The sequence below is a fragment of the Spiroplasma sabaudiense Ar-1343 genome, from assembly GCF_000565215.1.
Taxonomy (GTDB): domain Bacteria; phylum Bacillota_I; class Bacilli_A; order Mycoplasmatales; family Mycoplasmataceae; genus Spiroplasma_B; species Spiroplasma_B sabaudiense.
In genome coordinates this window covers 54,258-78,164 of record NZ_CP006934.1, presented here as the reverse complement: position 1 = coordinate 78,164, position 23,907 = coordinate 54,258, and the positions used below count along the sequence as shown (strand labels likewise).

Below are 23,907 nucleotides of genomic sequence, written 5' to 3'. Positions count from 1 at the left end.
CACCCACTATACTTTCTGTTTAAGTTTCATCAGTTTTTCTTGCGCTTTTTCTTGTTTTAAATTATCTTTGTTTGATGTTTTGACTTTACTTTTTTTAGATTTGACTTCAATAACTTTAAAATATTCTTTTTCAAAAACATATCCCGGTTTTCTAAACAGATACGGCGATACAAATTGTGAAAATAAAATCATTCCAATACCAACTAAAGCAGTAAGGAAAATAAGTGTTAATGAAAGTGGTTTGTTATGCTGAATGAATAAGTGGTTTGAAGGTCTTTGTAATTCTAATATAAATCTTACAAAGTTTCATGCAAAGAAGTAGGCTCCAGCCTCAGCTCCAACCCTCATTACCTTGAATCTGTAGGGGTTATTTGCCTCTTCCAAGGATTTTCCGACTTTTCAACGATATTTTATAAATGAAATTTCCTTATTTTGGCGCTTGGCATCTAAATCAGCTTTGGTTTTATGGTAATTATCAATACCATACTTTGAAATATTTTGTGTAAAAACACGATTGAATTTTCAAGTTCTATATCCAGTAAATGGGAGCTCTAAATTGCTTGGTACAAAAGAACTAAAGTATTCCTCTTTTAATTGCAGAGTTAATTTTGACATATTAATATTTTCTGGTTTTTTACCAAATCATTTTAAAATATTTGGCAATACAAATGTGATCACTACTCAAGCGAAAGTTAACCAAAAAGCTTCATAAACAAAAATCGGATTTAATTGATATAATTGACCATTCTCTAGTGTGATGCCATTTATTACAGAACCAGTTTGCCCTTTATATAGAGCTTGAGTATTTTGAGTAATAAAATTTGGCAGTCATCAAAGTTTATTTTCTGATGCCAAGGCAATTGGAGGCCCTGTTATTTCATGGTTGAAAAAGTTTCCTCAACGTCCAATTCCTTGACCCAATAAAATATTTGGAATTATTGCATCCATATAGGTTCAGACTGAAACCTTACTTTTTCTTCCCATTAGGTAAAAAATAATTATCCCCACAAAGGAACCAACAAAAACCCCTCCATGAATAGACATTCCAGGTTGTCAAAAAGCAAATAGTGACATAATTCCACCGAATGTATTTTGGTCATATCCTCCTGTGTTTAATTTACCAAAAAAACTTCCACCAAACAAAGAAAATATTACAATTGGTACAGCTCCAATGCCTAAATGTGTAATTTGAAGCTCTTTTCTTCAAAACTTAAATGCCGAAAAAGCAATTGCAACAATTACTCCAGTTGTCATTGTAAAGGCGTACACTCTAAATCATCCATATGATTCTTGAACTCAACCAAGTTTTCAAATTTCTCATTCGTTGGTGTCGAAAATTCAATCTACCATAGAAATTTACCTCACTTTTTTTAATTCTAACATAATTTTAATTTATTAATATGATTTTTCATATAATCAATCGATTTTACGATATTTTTTAGGTGAAATTACCTGAGCAAAAACTATAAAAAATAGAGCAAATAGAGCAAATAGAGCAAATAGTAACATATCAGCGACAAAATAATGTTTAATTACAAGTTCAACATCAGTTCGGCGGGTTTCCAAAACTCATCTTAATACCATATAACTAAATAAGTAAAACCCGGTCTGGGTGCCACAGTGGACTATAAAATAATTATTTGGGTTGTTGGCTTGATATAACTCTCTTGAATCTGCTTTTCAACAACGTGAAAATCAAGATAATTCAGATTTCAGGCTTTTTATTTTAGGTTGATATTCTTTAATTATCTTTTTTTCTTCGATTTTCTTAGATTTCTTTAAAGCTTTTTTTTCATCTTTAGTTGTTATCTTCTTAACTTGCTTTGCAAAACTATTATTTAAAGTTTGCAGACTTAGGCTTTTGTTACTTTTTATTTTTTCAAGCTGAGTAACTTTTGATTGAAAATTTTTATCAATTTCAATTTCTTTATTTGTAAAGTAGATTATCTGGTCTTTGTCTAGCATTTTTAAGTAGTAGGCTTTATTTCATGATTCTCAAAAGCCTATTGATAACATTTCAATTCCATTTTTAGTTTTTTTGCGATAGCGAATTGGTCGTTGATAATCAGAAATTTCTATATTATCTTGATTCACCCACTTATTATAAGGGTAATCTTTAGGGTAGATTTTCCAAGGTTTTTTACTGAAAAATCTTCCTAGGTTAGCAATAAAAAATGTTGTTAAAATAAACAAAGCAAAACAACCAATTGATTCATACAAAAAAAGCGGTTCTCGATATATAACATATCATTGATCTGTTGGGAGGGCATCTGGGGAAGGATTTATTGGGTATCACAACTTAGAAACGATTCAATCTGGTAATCATTTTAATAAGCTTTTCAGACTTGTTTCCCTTCCCATGATTTCATGATTAAATAAATTCCCCCAGCGTCCAATTGCTTGACCCAAAAAAACATTTGGAATTATGCAATCTGCATAAACTCATGTAGAAATTCGATAGTGTTGTCCTTTTTTGTAAAACCAAGCAAAACCACAAGCGCCTCCAAAAATTAATCCTCCAAAAATTGACATTCCTGGTTGTCAGAAAAATAATAGTTCTCAAACTCTTCAGTTGTTATATAAGAGGTCAAATTTTCCCAATACACTTGCTCCAACAAGTCCAGTAGGAATAATTATAAAGATTGACATTCCCAACTCTTGAAGCGGGATATTACGCATTCTGAACTTTATAATTGAAGCAATCAAAACCGCAATAACACCGGCAAAAATGAAAAGCGGGTAGATTGGCATCCATCCTCAAAAGCGATCATTTTGTGCCTGATTTTTTAGAAAATCATCAATTGGAGTTCCAGGCGCTGGGATGTTTGCCAATAAATTAGTTATCATCTTGATTTACTTTGTCAATTCGATTTGAAATAATTTTAGTTGGATTAACTCAATTACCGCTTTGCTTAATTTTTAATTGGGCCACAGCTGTTTCAATGATATTGGCGATATTTCTTCCCGAAGAAACAGGAATTCTAATGTGAGGAATTTTAACCCCTAAAATATTTTTACTGTTGTATTCATTTCCAAGGCGATCTGTGTCATCAATACCGTTCTCCCCAAATTTTATTAAGTCAATTATTAATTCAATCTCAGTTTCATCAAGAATTACCTGATAACCATTTGTTTGAGCAATATCAACAATTCCAATTCCTCGAACTTCAACTAAATTATTTAGAATTTCATGGCTCTTTCCAAAAATTTTACTTGCTTTACGCATTGCAACAATTCGATCATCACCAACAAATAAATGATTTTTTTTAACAAGTTCGATTGTGATTTCAGATTTCCCAATTCCAGATTTCCCCATAATCATTACCCCTTTACCGTAAATATTCACAAGCGAACCATGAAATTCTTCGGTTGGGGAAAAATAATCATCATATAGGCCTAAGACTTGTTGGGTAAATTCACTTGTAGTTTGCCCAACAACTCTCAATAGCGGGATTTCTAAATCTTTTGTTACTTTTGCTAAAAATTCATCATGAAATCTTTCAGTAATAATAACCGCCGGAATTCCTATTTTCAGCATTGAATAATATTTTTTTTCACGCTCTTCTGGTGAGAAAGTACTTATATAGTTATTTTCCTTATTTGAAAACAAAACTACCCTTCTCTTTTGATCGTCTTTTTCTACATATCCAGCCAATTCTAGTCCCGCTCGATTCAAACCATAAACCTCAATAATGTTATCTAAGTGTTCTGATCCCGAAATTACTTCTAAATCAAAATGATCAACTAAATTTTTAATTCTCAATTTGCTCATGTTCATTCTCCTGTTTTTCAACTTTTATTGAAGTTGATTCTTTACTTATTTTACCAAAGAAATCAATTTTTCCCTTGCGAAAACATCAAACTTGATAGGGGTCCCAATCATTAACCAGTTTTGTCACCGTTATAAAACTAAAATACGTCAGAAGCGGATAAATAGCAATCCCAAAAGGCAATTTAATTAATTTAAAAACAAAATTGACAAAAACAGCTTCACCCCAACCAGATGCATATAGTCAAATTGGATTTAGCAGCAATGAGGTTATTGTGTAAATAATTCCATAAATCAATAAGATTTTTAAGTAAATAAAATTATTTGTTCTAAAATAAAAAATCAGCGCTCCCCCAAAACCAAGCATTACTTTTATTAACATAAAACCTAGATGAAAGGTTCCAGAGATTTGGATTAGTGATCCGGTTAGGTCAACACAAATACCAACAATTACACCAGCTAGTGGTCCAAAAGTTAAACCGGTTAAAAATAATATTCAATCCCCAAAAGCTAAAATTACAGTTCCCCCAAACAAGGGAAAACTGTAACCTATAAAATTTGTCAGCACAACTGACATAGCAGTTAATAAAGATATTACTGAGATGGTTTTTATATTAAGTTTTTTAAAACTTCAACCCTCCATAAAAAAGGCTAAAATAAATAAAATAAAAATACCTAAAGCAGCAGCTAAATTAGTTCAAAGGTATAGCATTATCAATCCCTCGATTTCATTCATTCATATACGATTGGAATAAAGTATAGACTTCCACAAATTAAAGTGTCTTTTTTGTTTTTAATATTTTTTAAAATTTTATCTTTTCAATCAGTCACTTCAAATTTTTTTTGCGAATTTCAATTATTAGTTTCTTGAAATTCTGCGAAATAAACATTTTTAAAATTTTTTTGTAAAATTTTTATTTCATCAAGATAATTTTTCTTAAACGAACTTGCAAAAATAACATCTGGGTTTGTTAATTTGGTTTTAACAGAATTAACCAATGCCTCAATGGCACCAACGTTATGAGCTCCATCAATAATTATTTTGGGGTTTTGACAAATTTCAGTCATTCGACCTAGCGGAGGAAGTTGATTAAAAAAACTATTGTCAATTTCAAAGTTAAACAATTGAAATAACTTCGCGACTAAACCCTTGTTTCCGCTTTGATAAGTTTTATCACCTAAATAATATTGGGCTTGGAAGATGTTTATCTGTTTTAGATTTGGGTCTGTTAAAATTTTTTCAATTAGGTTTTTGTTGTCAGCACTTGCTATTAAAAAACCCGATTTACAAATTCCTATTTTTTGACTTAAAATTTTTTCAATGGTGTGCCCTAAAATTTCTTCGTGATCTAAGCTAATTGAAGTTAGCAATGTTCCCAACTGGTTTGTAAAAAGATTAGTTGTGTCAAAACGACCACCGATTCCCGCTTCAACTATGGCAATATCGACATTATTTTCCCAAAAGTATCACATTGCGATTAGGGTGTAAATTTCAAAAAAATTTAATTTCTCCTCGTTAATCTCAATGATAAATTTATTTAAAATTCTTTTAAAGTCTTTATCACTAATATATTCGTTATTAATTTGAATTCGCTCATTTTGAAATAAAAAGGCTGGAGAAATAAATAATCCGACTTTTGAATAATATTTTTTAAATCCCAATGAGGCAAAGTAACTTGTTGTCCCTTTGCCGTTGGTTCCCACAACATTTATGACCGGAATATTATTTTGAAAGTTGCCATACTTTTTCAAAATTTTATCTAAGTTTTTGGTGCTTGGTTCTAAAAAACTAGGAAGCAATTCCTCGTTGACACTAATCATTTTTAAAATACTTTCTTAAATATTTGGCTGTGTAGCTTACTTCATTTTTAATAATTTGTTCTGGCGTTCCAGTTACAATAACTTGGCCACCCCCGCTGCCACCTTCAGGTCCTAAATCAATAATATAATCAGATACCTTAATGAAGTCAAGATTATGTTCAATAGTGAGAACTGTATTTCCTAAATCAACTAGGCGATTTAAAACAGAAATTAAACGTTTGACGTCATCAACGTGGAGTCCTGTTGTTGGTTCGTCTAATAAAAATAATGTTTTTCCAGTTTGTTTTTTTAGTAAAAAAGTTGATAACTTAATTCTTTGAGCTTCTCCCCCTGAAAGAGTTTTTGCATTTTGGCCTAGTTTTATATACCCAAGACCAACTTCTAAAATTGTATCTAACTTCAATTTTATTTGAGGAATATTTTCAAAAAATATCGCAGCTTCTTCAACGCTCATACTTAAAACATCAAAAATATTTTTGCCTTTAAACTCAACTTGTAGTGTTTGTTCATTATATCTTTTTCCATCACAAGTTTCACAAACAACTTCAACACTTGGCATAAATTGCATCGAAATAGTTATTATCCCATCACCTTGACAGTTTTCACAACGTCCTCCAGGAACATTAAAACTAAAACGACCTTTTTTATACCCGCGCATTTTGGCCTCTGTGGTTTCGGCAAACAAATCTCGAATATCATCAAAAACCGAAGTGTAAGTTGCTGGATTTGATCTTGGTGTTTTTCCGATTGGTTCTTGAGAAACATAAATTACTTTGTCAATATTTTCCAGTCCTTTTATAGATTTGTGAGCTCCGGGACGAATTTGTTCATTATGTAACGATTTTTTTAAACTCTTATAAATGATATCTTCCATTAAAGTTGATTTTCCACTACCACTAACTCCGGTTATACTAATAAATTTATTTAAAGGAATTGTTACATCAATGTTTTGTAAATTATTTTCTGTGGCTCCAAAAATTTCAATTTTTTTGCCATTACCTCCGCGATAATTTTTTGGCAACGGAATACTTTCTCGACCGCTCAGATATCTTCCTGTTAGAGATTTTTCATTTCTAAGAATGTCATCGATTGTTCCTTCAAAAATAATTTCTCCTCCGTGAAGTCCAGCCCCCGGGCCAATGTCAACAATTCAATCACTTGCGCGCATTGTATCTTCATCATGTTCAACGACTATTAATGTATTTCCTAAGTCACGTAAGTGTTTTAGAGTTGCAATTAATTTGTCATTGTCTTTTTGGTGCAATCCAATTGATGGTTCATCAAGTACATATAAAATTCCTGTCAGCTGTGAACCGATTTGTTTGGCGAGTCTAATTCGTTGAGCCTCTCCCCCTGAAAGAGTTGTAGCAGTTCGAGATAAATTTAAATAGCTCAAACCAACTTCATTTAAAAAACTAATTCGTGAAATAATTTCTTTTAAAACAAGGTTAGCAATTTTTTCTTGGTTAGGTGTTAATTGAATGTTCAAAACAAAATCTAATTCTTTATCAATTGCTAAATTTGTAAATTCTGTTATTGAAAAATTATTTATCTTTATTGCTAAAGCGGTTTGGTTTAGTCTCGCCCCTTTACAAGTTTTACAAGTTTTAGAACTCATAAATTTTGCATATCATTTACGATTTTCTTCAGATTTAGTTTCCAAATAGCGTCGTTTAATTAAACTAGCAATCCCTTCAATGTAATCAAAAGAAGCAAAAGTATTTCCCCCAGAAGATTTAATTTTATATTCAATTGGCTCGTCACTTCCTCATAACATTAAGTCCAATTCTTTTTGAGAAAGATTTTTTATTGGGCTTGCTAAGTCAATATAATAATGATCGCAGAGTATTTTAAAGCGTTGTCATTCTATATTTTCCTTTGCAATAATATTTTTATAGTAAACGATTCCCCCTTCAGAAACAGATAGGCTACGATCAGGAATTATTAAGTCATTATCTGGTTCAAGATTAATCCCTAAACCATTACAATCTTCACAAGCTCCTTGAGGAGCGTTAAAAGAAAAAAGTCGGGGCTCTAAATCCGCAATACTAAATCCACAAGTTTTACATGAATAAATTGTTGAGAATAACTTATCCAATTTATTTTGGTTTGGATAATGCACCTTGATTAGACCATTAGAATACTTCAAACCAACTTCAATTGCTGAATAAATTCGCGATTTAATTTCTTCATCATTTTTAAAAATTAATCGGTCGATAACAATATCGATGTTATGGCGAATATTTTTATCAAGTTCAATTTCATCATCTAAATTTTTTATTTCTCCGTCAACTTGAACTCTTATAAATCCTTCGCTTTTTAATTTTTCAAGGCGATCTTTAAAAGACCCTTTTTTATCAATTACAATTGGAGCTAAAATAAATACTTGCTCATCATTTGTGGTCTCTTTTTCAATTGACTCTAATACTTCTTTAATCGATGATGCTTTAATTTCTCCATGGCCATTAATACAATACGGGGTTCCAACTCTAGCGTACAGCAGACGTAGATAGTCATAAATTTCTGTCACCGTTCCAACTGTTGAGCGAGGGTTATGAGAAGTCGTTTTTTGGTCTATTGAAATTGCTGGACTAAGTCCTTCAATTGAATCAACATCTGGCTTTTCATTTCCTCCTAAAAATTGGCGTGCATAAGCTGACAGCGATTCAATATATCTGCGACGTCCTTCAGCATAGATTGTGTTAAAAGCTAATGAAGATTTTCCACTACCTGACAATCCTGTAAAAATTACTAACTTGTTTTTAGGAATCTCAATGTCAACATTTTTTAAGTTATGTTCACGAGCCCCTTTTACAATAATTACATCTTTTTTCATATTTTTATCCTTCTAGTTCAATAATAATATCTCGAATTTGAGCAGCCTTCTCAAAATTTAATTCCTTAGCAGCGGCAACCATATCAGCTCGCAATTTCTCAACCAAACTATTTTTTTGATTCTTCGCACTATTCTTTTTAGTCGTCATTGAAATAATTTGCTTTCTAGTGGCATCATCAATACCAAAGTCTGAAATTTTTTTCAAAATAGTTTTTGGCACAATATTATTTTCTAAATTGTAGCGAGCTTGAATTTCGCGGCGGCGATCTGTCTCATCAATAGTTTCTTGCATTGCTTTTGAAATTTGGTCTGCATAAAAAATTACTAAACCCGAAGCATTACGAGCAGCTCGGCCTGTGGTTTGAATCAAACTTCGTGTGTTTCGTAAAAATCCCTGTTTATCAGCATCTAAAATACAAACCAAACTTACTTCTGGAATATCCAAACCTTCTCTTAAAAGGTTAACTCCCACTATTGCTTCATAAACTCCCTTTCTTAAATCATTTAGAACCGTTGTTCTTTCAATTGTTTTTAATTCTGAGTGCAAGTAAGCAACTTTAATGTTTCGTTCTTGCAAGTAGCTTGTTAAGTCTTCTGACATTCGAATAGTTAGGGTTGTTATAAAAACTCGTTCATTTTTCTCTCTACGCTTTAAAATTTCTTCAATAATGTTCTCAATTTGATTTTCTGTTGAGCGAACTTCAATTATTGGATCTAGTAATCCTGTTGGACGAATAATTTGCTGAACAAATTTTCCCTCGGTTAATTCCATTTCATAATCTCCAGGAGTTGCTGAAGTGTAAATCACTTGATTTAATTTATTTGAAAACTCTTCAAAATTTAATGGGCGATTATCCATTGCACTAGGTAAACGAAAACCGTAATCCACTAAATTTTTTTTTCGGCTTTTATCAGTATTTGACATTCCTCGAACTTGTGGGATCATCATATGAGATTCATCAATCACTGTTAGAAAATCTTTTTCAAAATAATCCAGCAATGTGTATGGGGGAACACCTGGGGCCCTAAAATCTAAGTGTGCAGAATAGTTTTCAACTCCACTTACAGTACCAAACTCACTCAAGGATTCCAAATCATAGTTAGTTCTTTGTTCCAATCTCTGAGCCTCTAACATTTTTCCGTCTTCACGAAGTTCTTTGAGGCGATCTTTTAATTCTGCTTTAATGTTTTCTATTACAGTTTTCATTTTGTCTTCAGCTGTTACATAACTTGTTGCTGGGAAAATTGTTGCCAGTGTCATTCTTTGAATTATTTTGTTATTATATGGTTCCAAAGTTTCAATTGACTCAATTTCGTTTCCAAATAGTGAAATTCTAAATATTAATTGGTCCGTTCAACTTGGGACAATTTTTATGACATCTCCGTTTGCTGAGAATGTTCCTCGTACAGTTTCGATTTCGTTTCGAACATATCCTGTTTTAATTAAGAATGATAATAATTCTTTTTTACTTAAGGTTTCTCCAACACGCAATTCAAAAAAAACTGCTCCGTATTCTTCGGGATTTTGTGCAGCATAAATTGATGCAACAGAAGCTACTACAATTGTGTCTTTTCGCAACATTAAACCGTTCATTGCGCTTAGGCGCATCATATCCAACTCTTGATTTATTTTGGCATCTTTATCAATATATAAATCTCTGGCTGGCATATAAGCCTCTGGCTGAAAGAAGTCAAAGTTGGAGACAAAATATTCTACACGATTTTCTGGGAAAAATTCTTTTAACTCAATATACAATTGCATAGCAAGGGTTTTATTATGAGCTAGTACTAGTGTCTGTTTTTGAAATTTTTGAATTATATTTGCAATAGTGAAAGTCTTCCCTGTTCCTGTTGCCCCCAAAAGCACTTGGTGTTTCTTGTTCTCTTTTAGGCCATTATAAAGTTCTAAAATTGCTTGAGGCTGGTCTCCGGCCGGTTGATAATCGGTTACTAATTTAAAATCATTTTGTTCTTGCTTCATTTCATCACTTATCAATCTATGTGGAAAAAAACTAGAAATTACTTCTAGTTTTTGCTAAACTATTTACTAACCGATTTTTGATTTTGATTGGACTTGTTCACTATCGTCAACATCATCAATATCAATACCGCTTGTTTTAATTTTCTTTTTAATATTTCCTGAGTTATCTTCAACAACAAATTCTTTTTTAGCCTTTGCAATTTGAGGACCAACATTTAGAATTACTTCTTTTTCAAATAGAAGTCTTTGCAGTTCTTTTGGGTTTGCATCTTTATCTACTGCTGCTGACAACTTTTTAAATTTACTTTCGACTTTTTTGGTATCAACTTCATCTCCAGGCTTGAAACCAAATTTTTTAAAAATAACTTCAACATCTTTTTGACTTAAATTTACATTAAGTGATTGTGATCCAGCACCACTACGGACTCTGTCAATTTCATTCATCAAACCCTTCAACACTTCTTGTTGGAATAAAAGTTTTTTAGTTGCTTCGTCGTTTTTATTATCACTAGCCTCTTTAATTAGTTCTTCAAAACGCTTTTGAACATTTTCTCTTGTAAATTCGTCTTTACTCAAATTAATGTCTGTCAAAATTTTATCAATATCTTTTTCTGAAATTTCAATTACTGGACGGTTATTTCTTGATGCCATTGGACTTGTATTTCGTTCTTCTTCGCGAATAACAACTTGTGAAAGATTTTCAATTACCTCAGCGGCTGTATCAATTTTCATTTTATTAAATAGTCGAGCTGCTTCTTCAATATATTCATGAAGGGGGTTATTTTGTGCATACTGTTGCAAATAAATTCCTGAACGCAATTTATTTGCTAAGTTAATATGACGAGTTCAGAATTTGTCCAATGATTGCAGAATTGTGCGGCGCTCAATCTCCTTAGAAACTTCATCTGGAACATGATCAATACGCTCCTTATAAAATTCCATCATTGCGTCACTTATCATTTTAGCAACTTTAACTTTATCTTGGTGAGCAAAATCTGATTTTTTAAAAGTTCCTGGTTTTACAAAACTGTTATCAACCGCTGCAATAAGCATTTCTGCATTAATTGTACTTTCTCCGCGAACTAATTCTGAGTTTTTGAGAACCAATTCAAATGCTGTTGTATACTGGAATCGTGAAAGCACTAGTTTCAAGTCTTCTTGTTTTAAGATTTCATCTCTTTGAGAATAAATTGCCTCTCGATGTTGAGCTAAAACGTTGTCATAATCTAGAACATTTTTACGTTGATCAAAGTTCAGTCCTTCAAGTTTTTTTTGAGCATTTGTAATTGCTCTAGTAAACATAGCTGACTTAATAGCTTCATCTCCTAAGCGTAAAAACATTTGACGAACTTTAGGAGCTGTAAAACGTACCATTAGTTCATCTTCCATTGAAATATAGAAACGCGAGTTTCCTGGATCTCCTTGACGACCACTTCGTCCACGCAATTGATTATCAATTCTTCGGGCTTCATTTCGTTCAACCCCAAAAACAAATAGACCTCCAAGTTGTCTTGTCTCTTCTGTCAATTTAATATCTGTTCCACGCCCAGCCATATTTGTTGCAAGTGTAATTGCTCCTCTTTGTCCGGCTTTTTCAACAATTTCTGCTTCACGGTTATGGTTTTTGGCGTTAATCATTTCAAATTTTAAACCAGCTTTTGATAAATAACGTTCAATCTGTTCTGAAGATTCAACACTTGTTGTCCCAATAAGCACAGGTCGACCCAATTCATTTAATTCCTTTAGGTCAATAATTAAACTTTTTAATGCGGCGTTCTTGGTAGCATAAGTTAAGTCAATTTCGTCTTTTCTAATTATTGGTTTATTGGTTGGAGTAACTACAACGCGAGTGTTATAAATTTTAATAAATTCTTCTTCTTCGGTTTTAGCTGTCCCTGTCATCCCTGATAGTTTACTATATAGGCGATAGAAGTTTTGGTACGTAATTGTTGCAAGAGTTGCGGTTTCTTCTTCAATCGCTACTCCTTCTTTTGCTTGTAAAGCCTGTTGAAGACCATCACTATATGAACGACCTTCCATTATTCTTCCTGTAAATTGATCAATTAAAACGATTTCATTATTTTGAGCAGCATACTCAACACCTTCTTTAAAAGTAAAGTTGGCTTTTAGGGCATTCATTATTAAGTGAAATAGTTCTGTATTTTTAACATCAAATAAATTTTTCACTGAGAAAAATTTATTAGCTTTTTCCATTCCAATATCATTTAAGTATACTTGTTTTGTTTCTAAATCAATGTCAAAATCATCTGTTTGTTTTAGAGTTTTAGCAAACTGATCTGCTGCTTGGTACATATTTGCTCGATTACTACTTCCCCCAGAAATAATTAGAGGTGTTCGAGCCTCATCAATAAGAACAGAGTCAGCTTCATCGATAATTGCAAAGTTTAGTCCACGTTGAACTTTGGCTCCAAAGCTGTAAACCATATTATCACGCAAGTAATCAAATCCAATTTCTGAGTTTGTTGTGTATGTCACGTCTTGTGCGTAAGCTTGACGTTTTTGGTCTTTTGAAAGCCCTCGACCATTAAGACCGACTGTTACTCCTAAAAAATTATAAACTTGTCCATTAATTTCACTATCCCTTTGTGATAAATATTCGTTTACCGTAACAATGTGAACACCTTTTCCTGTTAGTGAGTTTAAGTAAGCTGGAAATAAACCTGTCAAGGTTTTTCCTTCTCCTGTTCTCATTTCAGCAATGTCACCACTATTTAAAATAATTCCCCCAATTAATTGGACGCGATAAGCTTTTAATTTTAGTACTCTTCAAGCCGCTTCACGAACAACAGCATAAGCATCAACCAAAATGTCGTCAACTGATTCGCTATTTTCTTGAATGCGTTGTTTGAACTCATCTGTTTTAGCTCGTAATTGCTCATCAGAAAAATTAGAATAGTGTTCCTCTAAAGCTATAATTTTATCAGCGATAATTCCTAATTTTTTTATAATCGATTTGTCTCTTGCCATATTCTTTCCCTACTTTTTATTAAATCATTAGTAATATTTTAACAAAAAAAACAAGTAAAAACTAATTTGAATAGTTCATTTTGAAATTTAATGGCTAAAAAATTCCACCGCTTGACAGTAGGTTATTATTATAATGCAATTGTTGGTCTATGTTAAAAAAATAAAAAAACCTTCTAAAAGAAGGTTTTGATAAATTAATTATTTGAATTTTTTCGATGTCTTCGCTTTTGATATGAGTGAATATCCATTGTCGAATCGCGCAATAATTTTTGGTTATTTGCGATTTTTGGACGACGGTATTTTTTAAAGCGGCGGCGAATACGACTTTCAAAGCCTGGTTCACCTTGATTTCGAATTTTTTGAGTTTTAATGACAAGCATTAAAGCAATTGTAATTGCTGGGGAAATTGTCAAAATTGCAATTGACAATCATAATTGTCAATTTAAACTACTAATTTTGAAAACACCACGAACTCCTGGAACAAAAACAACGATTACATTTAATGTAAATGCTCCAAGCATTGATCCAAATAAAGCTCAGTTTGCATTTTTGAATCGTTCTTTGTAACTAATGCGGCGTTCTTTTTTCTCGGGGCGAAACTTCATCATTCACACAAAGAAGATTGGTGAAAAAGCAATTGTAATAAATGCTGCAGTCTGACCCGTTAGAACAGGATTGGCTCCCGGGAAAATATAAAATCCTGCGACAAAAGCTAAGATTACCGCAATTCCTGTTGAGGTGATCGTCACAAATATGAGACTCCAAATACCTGCAAAAATAGATTCATTATTTTTAATTGGTTTTAAATTCATGACATTTGGGTCTGATTTTGACATTCCAATTGGAATTGCTAAAATAGTTTCCACGATTAAGTTAAATCATAAAATATTTATTGAATTTAGTGGTGAAACACCTGTTATTAAAATTATTAAAAACATCGCAATGATTTGGGGATTAGCTCCTAAAACAAATGCAACCGAAGTTTTAATTTTACGGTAAGAATTTCTTCCTTCACTTACCCCAGCAACAATAGTGCTAAAGTTATCATCTGCTAAAATTACGTTTGCAGCATCCTTAGCAGCTTCTGTTCCGTTCATTCCCATTGCGATTCCAACGTTAGCTTTTCTTAAACTTGGGGCATCGTTGATTCCATCACCTGTCATCGCAACAATCAGACCTTTTTCTTGTAAAACTGTTACAATGCGAGTTTTGTGATCTGGATTTACTCGGGCAAAAACCGAAATACGGTCAATTCTTTTTGTAAGTTCCTCATCTGACATCTTGTCCAAGTCTTCTCCAGTGACTCCAGCAAAACCTTCACGGACTAAACCAAGTTTTTCTCCAATTGCCATAGCAGTTGCTAGGTGGTCACCTGTAATCATTACAACTCGAATCCCAGCTCGATGAGCGATTTTAATTGCTGAAATAGCTTCTTCTCGTGGAGGGTCAATCATTCCAACAATTCCTGTTAGCACCAAATCGCTGACATAGTCTTTTGATTTCATATCTGCATCGTTAACATATTTGAAAGCTGTTGTGATTACTCTCAAAGCTTCACCAGACATTTTTTCGGCGTTTTCTAGGACTTGTTTTTTAATTTGAGGTGTTAATTTAACAATTTCTCCCCCAACAACAGCACGAGAACATTTTTGCAATATTCTATCAATCGCCCCTTTGACATAAACTACTTTTTTATCGTCAACTTGGTTGACTGTTACCATGTACTTGTTATCTGATGAAAATGGAACATCATCGATGCGCATATATTTATGTCGCAATGTTAATGGGTCAAACCCCATTTTGTCCATTCAGTCATATAAGGCAAGTTCTGTTGGTAAACCCATTCGGTTTTTTTCATTTACTATTGAATCGTTACACAAAGTTAATGCATTAACAAAATGGATATCACCAATATCATCTGCCACATAAGTAAAGTTATTTGCAGTTCGAGTTACCCCGACTTGATTATATTTGGTTACTGTCATTTTATTTATTGTTAGGGTTCCGGTTTTGTCAGAACAAATTACATTAACTTTTCCCAAGGTTTCAACAGCTTGAAGTTGTTTAACAATTACGTTTTGTTTACTCATTTGGTTAGTTGAAACTGACAAAATAATCGATACGATAACTGTCAGTGAGGCTGGAATAATCGCAATTGCTGAAGATACTGAAAGTAGTAGGTTTTCTGATCAAGCGATTCCACTATGATCAGCACGAATTATATCAATTATAATTAGTAAACCAAACAAAAATAATGCTGTTACTGTCGCAATCACCGAAACTCATTTTGTCAAACGATTTAACTTCAATTGTAGTGGTGTTTTTTGAGCCTTGGTTTCAGCGATGGTTGAGGCAATTTTTCCCATAGTTGAAGTTGGAGCTTGTTCAACAACAATTCCTGTTGCTCGACCAGATTGAACAAAAGTTGACATAAAAACTAGGTTTTTTTGTTCTGCCAAAATCGGGGTAGCATCATTTAGGACTTCAGTATTTTTAACAACTGGCATTGATTCACCTGTTAGCGCAGATTCATCAACAGTTAAGTGCGATGAAGAAATTAATCTAATATCAGCTGGAATGAATTCCCCAGTTTGTAAAATAACAATATCTCCTGGAACTAAATCATGAGCTGAAATTTCCATTTGCTTTCCTGAACGAATTACTGTCGCGTTTGGATTTGAAAGGCGTTGCAAGGCTTTAACTGAACTTCGCGCCTTTAACTCTTGGGTCATTCCCAATAAGGTATTAATAAAAATCATTCCAAGAATTACACCAAATTCAACTCATTCTGGATGGCCACCAGCAAAATAGGGAGCAACCACAACGATAATTGCTGTTACTAGCAAAACAATTGAAAGTGGTTCTAATAATCCTTTTAAGAATAATAAGTATCACGGTACTTGTTTGGGTTCGGGAAGTTTATTTTGGCCATAACGCGTGATTCTGTCATGAGCTTCACTTGTTGAAAGTCCAGTTACTACCTCTGTTGATAATTCTTTTTCAATTTCATTAACTGACTTTTGATATCAACCCTTATTAGGGGCTATTGGTGAAATCGATTTAGAATTGTTTTTAATTTTTAAATCTTTCATTTTTATTCCCCTTCTGTGTATTAAATATTGTTTATAGCACAAAATAATTATATTATAAATGACAGGCATATTTTTATTTAATGAAAATTCTTTTTAATTTTTTACAAATTAAATTAAATATTTTTTTTATATTTTAGAATATAAATAGTAAAATAATTTGGAGGTTAAAATGAAAACTATTCTCAAAGAAATTAGCAGTTTAACGATCGAAGTTAAAAAGTCTAAATTTAAAGCAACTATTGCCCAGGTTACAACTATTGAAGAAGTAAAAACTTTTTTAGAAAAACACGTTAACACTAAAGCAACCCATAACTGTTTTGCTTATCGTGTTGGTTGAGAAGCTAATACGACCGGATTTTCTAGTGACGGGGAACCGCACGGCACTGCAGGAGAACCACTTTTAAACCTCATTAAACATAATAATTTAACAAACATAATAATTATGGTTACAAGATGATTTGGTGGTATTAAACTTGGTGTCGGTCCTTTAACTAGGGCTTATGTCAAAGTTGCAAAAGATTTAATCACAACATTAGAACTGCAACGGTGAATTTTGGGATGGGAAATAAATTTTAGCGTAGAAATAAAAAATTTAAAAGTCGTTGAAAAATATTTAATTCACAAGCAAATTTTTTATCACAAGAGCTATAATGAATTAGTTTTTATTACTGCAGAAACAAATCAATCAGACATTTTAGAACCCATTAATTATTTTGTTAACATAAACAATATTATTAGTAAATATATTAAATGAAATTAACACTAGATATTAAATTTAAGGAAGTGTGCAGCATGGAGAAGAAAACAAGCACCATCAATAATCAAATTTTGATTATTGATGGTTACCACTTATTGCACAAAGGTTATTATGGCTCTTTAAAGCGATCGAAGTTGCCCCGGAATCGAGAAGGAATCTTAATTAATGCCGTTTATACATTTGTCGCCAATATTAATGACTTCATTAATTCAAATAAATATCGAACTATTATTGTTACATTTGATGTTGGCAAAGGGTGTTGACGTAAAGAATTGTATCCCGAATACAAAGCAAAACGAAAGGATACACCCCTAGATTTGATTCCACAAATGCAATTGGTTCGTGAGTTTTTAACATTTATCAATATTCCTTGGTATGAGAAAGAAAATTTTGAAGGCGATGATGTAATGGGTACGATTGCTAAACTTTCAAATCATCTAGGATATGATGTTCATATTTTATCCAATGATAAAGACACCTTCCAACTAATAAATGATAAAACTTCTGTCATTGTAAAGGGAAATAAAAATGAAGATGATGAAGAAATTTGTGAACAAACCGTTATTGAGAAACTTGGATGTTTACCAATTCAAATTCCAGATTTGAAAAGTTTAATGGGAGATGCCAGTGATAACATTAAGGGTGTGCGAGGAATGCATTATAGTACAGCGATTGAACTGTTGAAAAAATACCAAAATATAGAAACCGTCTTTCAAAACATTAAAAATATGGATGAACGCAACAAGGAGCGTCTTTTATCAAATAAAGAACAAATTCTTTTAAATAAAAAGATTGCAACGATTCAAAAAAATTTGAAATTGGGTCGCATCGACTTTAGACCCTTAAAGATAAATTATAAACGGTATGCGTATTTTTTGAAACGCGAAAGAATGTGAGCCTTCGTTAGTCTTATTGAAAAAAAGATCGACGATAAATTAAAAATCGAAGAAGAATAAAGTTATCTACAAATTTAAGTTTAATATTTTTTTATTATTAATAGGGAGTAATAAACTTAGGTCTTTGTATTTATTTACTTTTACAAAAAAAATGTTGTATTAACAACATTTTTTTTGTAAAAATTTAAACTATTTTATTTTTATTCCTTTTGAATCAACTGGGTACAATCTTTCTGTAATAATTCTTACCTGACCCTTGCTAACTTTCAAAATTCCTCGGTGAACATGAACGTACTTAACTTTGTTATCTTGGCGATAATTTAAAGTTCCGATTCGCAAAGTCGCCACCAAAGGAATATGATTTGCTAAAATTCCCAAATCTCCATCAGTTGTTTGAACATTAACGATATCAACTAAAATATCGTTGAGATAAATCCCCTCTGGGGTAATAATTTTTAGTTTGGTTGTCATATTTTGCACCTCGCGTTCAAAATTTTTATACTATTTTTTCCTATTTTTTGGGGTTGCGGCTCGCTCCATAACCTCTTCAATACTTCCAGCATACATAAATAATAATTCTGGGATTTCATCAGCACTACCAGAAATGATAGCATCAAATGATTTAACAGTGTCCTCAATAGAGACATACTTCCCAGCTCGGCCAGTAAATTTTTCTCCAACTGTAAAAGGTTGACTTAAAAAGTTACGAACCTTTCGTGCACGACTGACCACAATTTTGTCTTCTTCTGAAAGCTCTTCTAATCCCAAAATAGCAATAATTGATTGTAAATCTTTGTACTTTTGAAGAATTTGTTGAACCGCCAAAGCAACTTGGTAATGTTTTTCTCCAACAATTTCAGGGTCTAGCATTCTAGAACTTGATGCTAGGGGGTCGATTGCTGGATAAATTCCAAGAGCTGCAATTGAACGATCCAAAACAATTCTAGCATCAAGGTGTGAGAACGTTGTTGCTGGGGCTGGATCGGTTAAATCATCTGCTGGAACATAGACCGCTTGAACTGAGGTAATTGAACCATTTATTGTTGAAGTAATGCGCTCTTGAAGTGCTCCCATTTCTGTTGAAAGGGTTGGTTGGTAACCAACAGCACTTGGCATTCTTCCCAACAAAGCTGAAACCTCACTCCCTGCTTGGGTAAATCTAAAAATATTATCAATGAACAATAAAACGTCCTGATTTTTGACATCCCTAAAGTATTCTGCAATCGTTAAACCTGTTAAAGCCACTCGCATTCTAGCTCCTGGGGGTTCGTTCATTTGGCCAAAAACCAAACTTGTTTTTTCCAATACCCCAGCTTCTTTCATTTCAAAGTATAAATCATTTCCTTCACGGGTTCTTTCTCCAACTCCGGCAAAAACCGAAATTCCCCCATGTGCTTTGGCGACATTATTAATTAGCTCTTGTACTAAAACAGTCTTTCCTACTCCAGCTCCTCCGAATAAACCAATTTTACCACCCTTTGCAAATGGAGTCATTAAGTCAACAACTTTGATTCCTGTTTCTAAAATTTCAGCTGAGGTTGTTAGTTCCTCGTAAATTGGTGCCTGACGATGAATGGGCATTTTTTTGGTTTTTACTATTGGCATGTTGTCAATGGGTTCTCCCAAGACATTAAACATTCGACCAAGAACTTCATTACCAACTGGAACTGAAATTGGGGAACCCGAATCTGTTACTTTAATTCCTCGCACTAATCCTTCTGTTGGTCCCATGGCAATTGTTCTAACAATTTCATCACCAATGTGCTGAATTACCTCAAGGGTTAAATCCGTATCTTGATTTTTTAAGACCAGGGCGTTGTAAAGACGAGGAACTTTATTTTCATCAAATTTTACGTCAACAACAGGCCCCAATACTTGAACGACCTCTCCTGTATTTCCCATAATTTTCTACCCCCTATTTATCATTTTGAGCATTTGCTCCACTTACTATTTCTGTTATCTCTTGTGTAATTGTGTTTTGACGTTTACGATTATAGACTATGGATAAATTGTCTGATAATTCTTTTCCGTTTTTTGTGGCATTCTCCATCGCCATTCTTCGACTCGCTTGTTCTGATACTTGTGATTCAATTATTGTTCCAAATATAATCGTATTTATATACAACATTACCGATGCTTCTAAAACCTCTTCAGCACTGGGCTCAAAAATAGTTTCTGCCACCCGAATAGCTTTTGAATTTTCTATTTTAACAATTGGAAATAGTTGCAGTAGTGTTGGCTCAAAAGTAACATTATTTATAAATTTTGTATAAGCGATTTGAATTTCATCAAATTCTTCATTTGTGAATTTGGCTAAAATTTCAACACTGATTTTTCGGGCATGATCATTGGTGAAGTTAACATCTACATCCAAAATCGAACCGTTAATTTGTTTTTTATTTTCTTTAAAAAAATTAACAGCCTTACCCCCAATTGCTAAAATTTCATCTTGGGGTTTCATGTTTTTTAAAACCATTTTATTTATGTTAGAATTGTAGCCCCCTGCCAAACCCAAATTAGAGTTGATGACAATTCACAATGTTTTAGCTATTTTTTTTGCAGGATTGGCTAAAAAAATGGATTTATCTGTTGATGAAATAATTTCATTAAAAACCTGGTACACTTCTGTAACATACGCTTTAATTTCGTTAACTCGTTTGGCAACACGTTTTAACTTTGCTGTTGCAACCAACTCCATGGCGCTTGTGATTTTACCAATATCTTTAACATTGGCAATTTCGCTTTTTAAATTACTTAAATTTGCCATGTGGTTTTAAATCTTCTTATATTCTTCAATTTTGCCATATTGACTATAATCATACTTATCAATTAATTTTATTGCACGCTTTAACATAATTTTAATTTCTGCTAAAACATCTTGTTCTAATTTGTCATCAAAAGCTTGCGCTTTATCAAGTCGAGTTCACAATTTTTTACCTTCTGGAGATTTATTGAAGTGGTGGATTAAAGAGTCTTTAAAGTAGCTCATAAAATCAACTGGCAATCATTTTATTAAGCGACTTTTAATTGCTAGTAAAATGATGGCTTGATCAATTTGTGAGATTGGGCGATACTGACGCTGTTTTAATAACTCAATAATTCTTTTTCCGTGCTCTAAGGTTTGCTGAGTTGATTCATCCAAATCACTACCAAATTTGGCAAATGCTGCAAGTTCATAATATTGAGCTAGCTCAAGCTTTAGGGTTCCACCCATTTGTTTAATTGCTTTAATTTGAGCGGCAGAACCAACCCTTGAAACAGATAACCCTGTATCAACTGCGGGTCTCACACCAGACTTAAATGAAGATTCACTTAAAAATATTTGTCCATCTGTGATGGAAATAACGTTTGTTGGAATATATGCGGAAATGTCCCCGGCTTGAGTTTCAATAATTGGTAAAGCTGTAATGCTTCCTCCACCAAATTCTTTGGTTACCCGAGCTGCTCGTTCAAGTAATCTTGAATGTAAATAAAAGACATCCCCTGGATAGGCTTCTCTTCCTGGTGCGCGACGTAACAACAGGGCCATTGTACGATAAGCAACGGCATGCTTTGATAAATCATCATAGACAATTAAAACATCATCGCCTTTACTCATTCACTCTTCTGCAATTGTTACTCCTGTATATGGAGCAATGTATTGTAAGGGCGCCAACTCACTAGCTGATGCTGAAACAACGGTTGTAAATTCCATTGCCCCCGCTTGTTTTAGTTTTTCTACAATCTGAACAACTGTGGATTCTTTTTGGCCAATTGCAACATAAACACATTTAACATTTTTTCCAATTTGATTAATAATTGCATCAATTGCAATTGCTGTTTTTCCTGTTTGACGATCACCAATTATAAGTTCACGTTGCCCCTTACCAATAGGAATGATGGCATCAATTCCCAAAATACCAGTTTCAAGTGGTTCTTCAACAGATTTTCTAGCCATAACCCCCGAGGCAATTTTTTCTACAGGACGAAATTCTTTTGAATTAATTGGACCATTACCATCAATTGGAACCCCCAAGGCATTAACAACTCGGCCAAGTAAAGCGTCTCCCACCAATGTTTCAACAACTTTACCAGAACGTTTGACAATATCTCCTTCTTTAACAAGCGAGTCGTCTCCCATTAAAACAGCTCCGATAGCTCCTTCTTCTAGGTTCAGAACCATACCATAAACATCGTTTGGAAAAATTAACAATTCTCCCATCATTGCGTTCTCTAGACCGTAAAGCATCGCAACCCCATCTCCGACAGTAACGACTGTTCCATCTTCGGTGTGAACAATATCTTTGCCATAATTTTTAATTTGTTGTTCGATTACTTCAAAAATGTCTTTAATATTAATTGCCAAAATAATCACTCTACTCTCTATTGCTTAATGATGATGTTTTTATTGCTTGGAGTTTTCCCCTAATAGATCCATCAAAAGTATTACCCTTAACAATAACTTGGATACCACCAATTAGTTTTGGGTCTAATTTGTTTATTAAAACAACATTTTGTTGTAATTTTAAACTTATTTTTTTCTCAATTTTTTTAATTTGTTCGGGGTTTAATTCAATTGTTGATCAAATTGTTCCAAACAAAATATGTTGCTCTTCATGTAAATTTTTTCGCAGCTTTTTAAAAATAGCACGACAATAAATGAACGACTTTTGTCTAACAAGGATTCGTATGGCATTAACGATATAAGGTTCAAAGTCAAACTTTACAAAAATTTCGTCAATGATTTTCATTTTTTTATCAAAGTCAATATTTGGGGTTGACAAAATTTGATTCAAACCCTGCTTTTCTTTTAAAATTTCAATAATAACACTTGCTTGTTGGCTATAGGTTTCAATTTTGTTTTCTTTTTTAGCAATACTTAGGAGGGCATGACCCCAGTTGCTAATAATTGATTCTTTTAAAATCATTTTATTCGACCTTGTCTAAATCTTCAATAAAGTTTTCAATCATTTTTTGATTTTCCTCAATTGAAATATTTTTTTCTAAAACTTTTTCTGCTGCTGAGAAAGCTATGCCAATAGCGTTTTTTCGAATTTCTTCTTTAAGCGCTTCTCTCTCATGCTCGATAGAAATTTTTGCATGATTTTGAATGTTATTAGCCTCGCGTCGAGCGCGTTCTAAAATAGCCATTTTGTTTGTATCTGCTTCTGAGTTAGCATTTTTAATAATACTTAGCGAATCATTTTTTGCATTTTTTAATAATATTTCAGCTTCTTTTTTATCCCGATTTGCTTTTGTCGTTTTATCAATTGCTTCATCGATTAAAATATTAATTTTTTTACGACGATCTTCAATTGAATTTTTAAAAGGCTTGTAAACTAATTTAGCCAATAAAATTATCAAGACAATTGTTGATAAAACGTGAGCAATAAAGTTAGGAAGATTGGGAAATAGCCCAAGGGTTATTTCTGGTATTCCTGGTGTTGCAAATAATATCATTTAGCGACTAAACAAAAATTAGTAAAAGCGAAATAATTAATGCGTAAATTGCTCCTGATTCTGCAATTCCTGCAGCCAAGATCATTGTTTTTGTAATTTGACCAGCTAGTTCTGGATTGCGACCAATTGCCAAACAAGCTCCTTGACCTGTTATTCCTTGGCCAATTCCAGCACCCAAAACACCAATGGCAGCCATTCCGGCTCCAAGGGCTTTAAGTCCATCTCCTGTTGTTAGTCCTTCTGCAAAAAAGAAGTTTGGTAAAATTACCGATAATGTTAAAACATAGTTTGTAAAAACTGTTGTCATAAATTCTGTATTCATTTCATA

General features: G+C 32.9%; 18 protein-coding genes. 2 read left to right on the top strand and 16 right to left on the bottom strand.

Annotated elements, in window-relative coordinates; translation table 4 throughout:
• Window positions 1–6: 6 nt before the first annotated feature.
• From SSABA_RS00330 to SSABA_RS00290, 9 genes are all read right to left on the bottom strand, one after another.
• Window positions 7–1,350, bottom strand: coding sequence for a prolipoprotein diacylglyceryl transferase family protein (locus tag SSABA_RS00330; protein WP_025250618.1), 1,344 nt, complete (start codon window positions 1,348–1,350; stop codon window positions 7–9).
• Window positions 1,351–1,395: 45 nt separating this feature from the next.
• Window positions 1,396–2,847: a prolipoprotein diacylglyceryl transferase gene (locus SSABA_RS04895; RefSeq protein ID WP_025250617.1), complete on the bottom strand. Its 1,452-nt coding sequence runs from the start codon at window positions 2,845–2,847 to the stop codon at window positions 1,396–1,398.
• The gene (hprK, locus tag SSABA_RS00320; protein WP_025250616.1) at window positions 2,837–3,772 is read right to left on the bottom strand and encodes an HPr(Ser) kinase/phosphatase; all 936 of its coding nucleotides are present in this window, start codon (window positions 3,770–3,772) and stop codon (window positions 2,837–2,839) included. The genes SSABA_RS04895 and hprK overlap by 11 nt, the downstream gene beginning before the upstream one ends.
• Window positions 3,753–4,481, bottom strand: a complete 729-nt coding sequence (locus SSABA_RS00315; RefSeq protein ID WP_025250615.1) for a folate family ECF transporter S component — start codon at window positions 4,479–4,481, stop codon at window positions 3,753–3,755. Before SSABA_RS00315 ends, hprK begins: the two co-directional genes overlap by 20 nt.
• Entirely contained in the window at window positions 4,481–5,590 is a 1,110-nt protein-coding gene (locus tag SSABA_RS00310; RefSeq protein ID WP_025250614.1) for a folylpolyglutamate synthase/dihydrofolate synthase family protein, read from the bottom strand. Before SSABA_RS00310 ends, SSABA_RS00315 begins: the two co-directional genes overlap by 1 nt.
• Window positions 5,583–8,426 carry an excinuclease ABC subunit UvrA gene (gene uvrA, locus SSABA_RS00305; RefSeq protein ID WP_025250613.1) on the bottom strand — a complete coding sequence of 948 codons (2,844 nt, stop codon included), beginning with the start codon at window positions 8,424–8,426 and terminating at the stop codon, window positions 5,583–5,585. Before uvrA ends, SSABA_RS00310 begins: the two co-directional genes overlap by 8 nt.
• A 4-nt stretch (window positions 8,427–8,430) precedes the next feature.
• A complete protein-coding gene (gene uvrB, locus SSABA_RS00300) occupies window positions 8,431–10,407 on the bottom strand; it encodes an excinuclease ABC subunit UvrB (protein ID WP_025250612.1) in 1,977 nt (658 codons plus the stop codon).
• 66 nt (window positions 10,408–10,473) lie between these two features.
• Window positions 10,474–13,395, bottom strand: coding sequence for a preprotein translocase subunit SecA (gene secA, locus SSABA_RS00295; RefSeq protein ID WP_025250611.1), 2,922 nt, complete (start codon window positions 13,393–13,395; stop codon window positions 10,474–10,476).
• A 194-nt stretch (window positions 13,396–13,589) separates the two neighbouring features.
• Window positions 13,590–16,487 carry a cation-translocating P-type ATPase gene (locus SSABA_RS00290; protein WP_025250610.1) on the bottom strand — a complete coding sequence of 966 codons (2,898 nt, stop codon included), beginning with the start codon at window positions 16,485–16,487 and terminating at the stop codon, window positions 13,590–13,592.
• A 169-nt stretch (window positions 16,488–16,656) separates the two neighbouring features.
• Here SSABA_RS00290 and SSABA_RS00285 point away from each other — a divergent pair, with 169 nt between their 5' ends.
• The gene (locus tag SSABA_RS00285) at window positions 16,657–17,247 is read left to right on the top strand and encodes an IMPACT family protein (protein WP_025250609.1); all 591 of its coding nucleotides are present in this window, start codon (window positions 16,657–16,659) and stop codon (window positions 17,245–17,247) included.
• Between the two features lie 32 nt (window positions 17,248–17,279).
• Window positions 17,280–18,200, top strand: a complete 921-nt coding sequence (locus tag SSABA_RS00280) for a 5'-3' exonuclease (RefSeq protein WP_038673593.1) — start codon at window positions 17,280–17,282, stop codon at window positions 18,198–18,200.
• Window positions 18,201–18,329: 129 nt separating this feature from the next.
• Here SSABA_RS00280 and SSABA_RS00275 read toward each other — a convergent pair whose 3' ends face one another.
• Genes SSABA_RS00275 through SSABA_RS00245 form a run of 7 tightly spaced genes read right to left on the bottom strand, consistent with a single transcriptional unit; the run spans window position 18,330 to window position 23,901 of the window.
• Window positions 18,330–18,611, bottom strand: a complete 282-nt coding sequence (locus SSABA_RS00275) for a FoF1 ATP synthase subunit delta/epsilon (protein ID WP_025250607.1) — start codon at window positions 18,609–18,611, stop codon at window positions 18,330–18,332.
• A 30-nt stretch (window positions 18,612–18,641) separates the two neighbouring features.
• Complete coding sequence (atpD, locus tag SSABA_RS00270) at window positions 18,642–20,042, bottom strand: F0F1 ATP synthase subunit beta (protein ID WP_025250606.1); 1,401 nt, start codon at window positions 20,040–20,042, stop codon at window positions 18,642–18,644.
• A 13-nt stretch (window positions 20,043–20,055) separates the two neighbouring features.
• Complete coding sequence (gene atpG, locus SSABA_RS00265) at window positions 20,056–20,907, bottom strand: ATP synthase F1 subunit gamma (RefSeq protein ID WP_025250605.1); 852 nt, start codon at window positions 20,905–20,907, stop codon at window positions 20,056–20,058.
• A gap of 6 nt (window positions 20,908–20,913) precedes the next feature.
• Window positions 20,914–22,485, bottom strand: a complete 1,572-nt coding sequence (gene atpA / locus SSABA_RS00260) for a F0F1 ATP synthase subunit alpha (protein ID WP_025250604.1) — start codon at window positions 22,483–22,485, stop codon at window positions 20,914–20,916.
• 10 nt (window positions 22,486–22,495) lie between these two features.
• Window positions 22,496–23,047, bottom strand: a complete 552-nt coding sequence (locus SSABA_RS00255) for a F0F1 ATP synthase subunit delta (RefSeq protein WP_025250603.1) — start codon at window positions 23,045–23,047, stop codon at window positions 22,496–22,498.
• A 1-nt stretch (window position 23,048) separates the two neighbouring features.
• Entirely contained in the window at window positions 23,049–23,579 is a 531-nt protein-coding gene (gene atpF, locus SSABA_RS00250; RefSeq protein WP_025250602.1) for a F0F1 ATP synthase subunit B, read from the bottom strand.
• Between the two features lie 7 nt (window positions 23,580–23,586).
• On the bottom strand, window positions 23,587–23,901 hold the full coding sequence (locus SSABA_RS00245) for an ATP synthase subunit c family protein (protein ID WP_025250601.1): 315 nt from the start codon (window positions 23,899–23,901) through the stop codon (window positions 23,587–23,589).
• Window positions 23,902–23,907 lie beyond the last annotated feature (6 nt).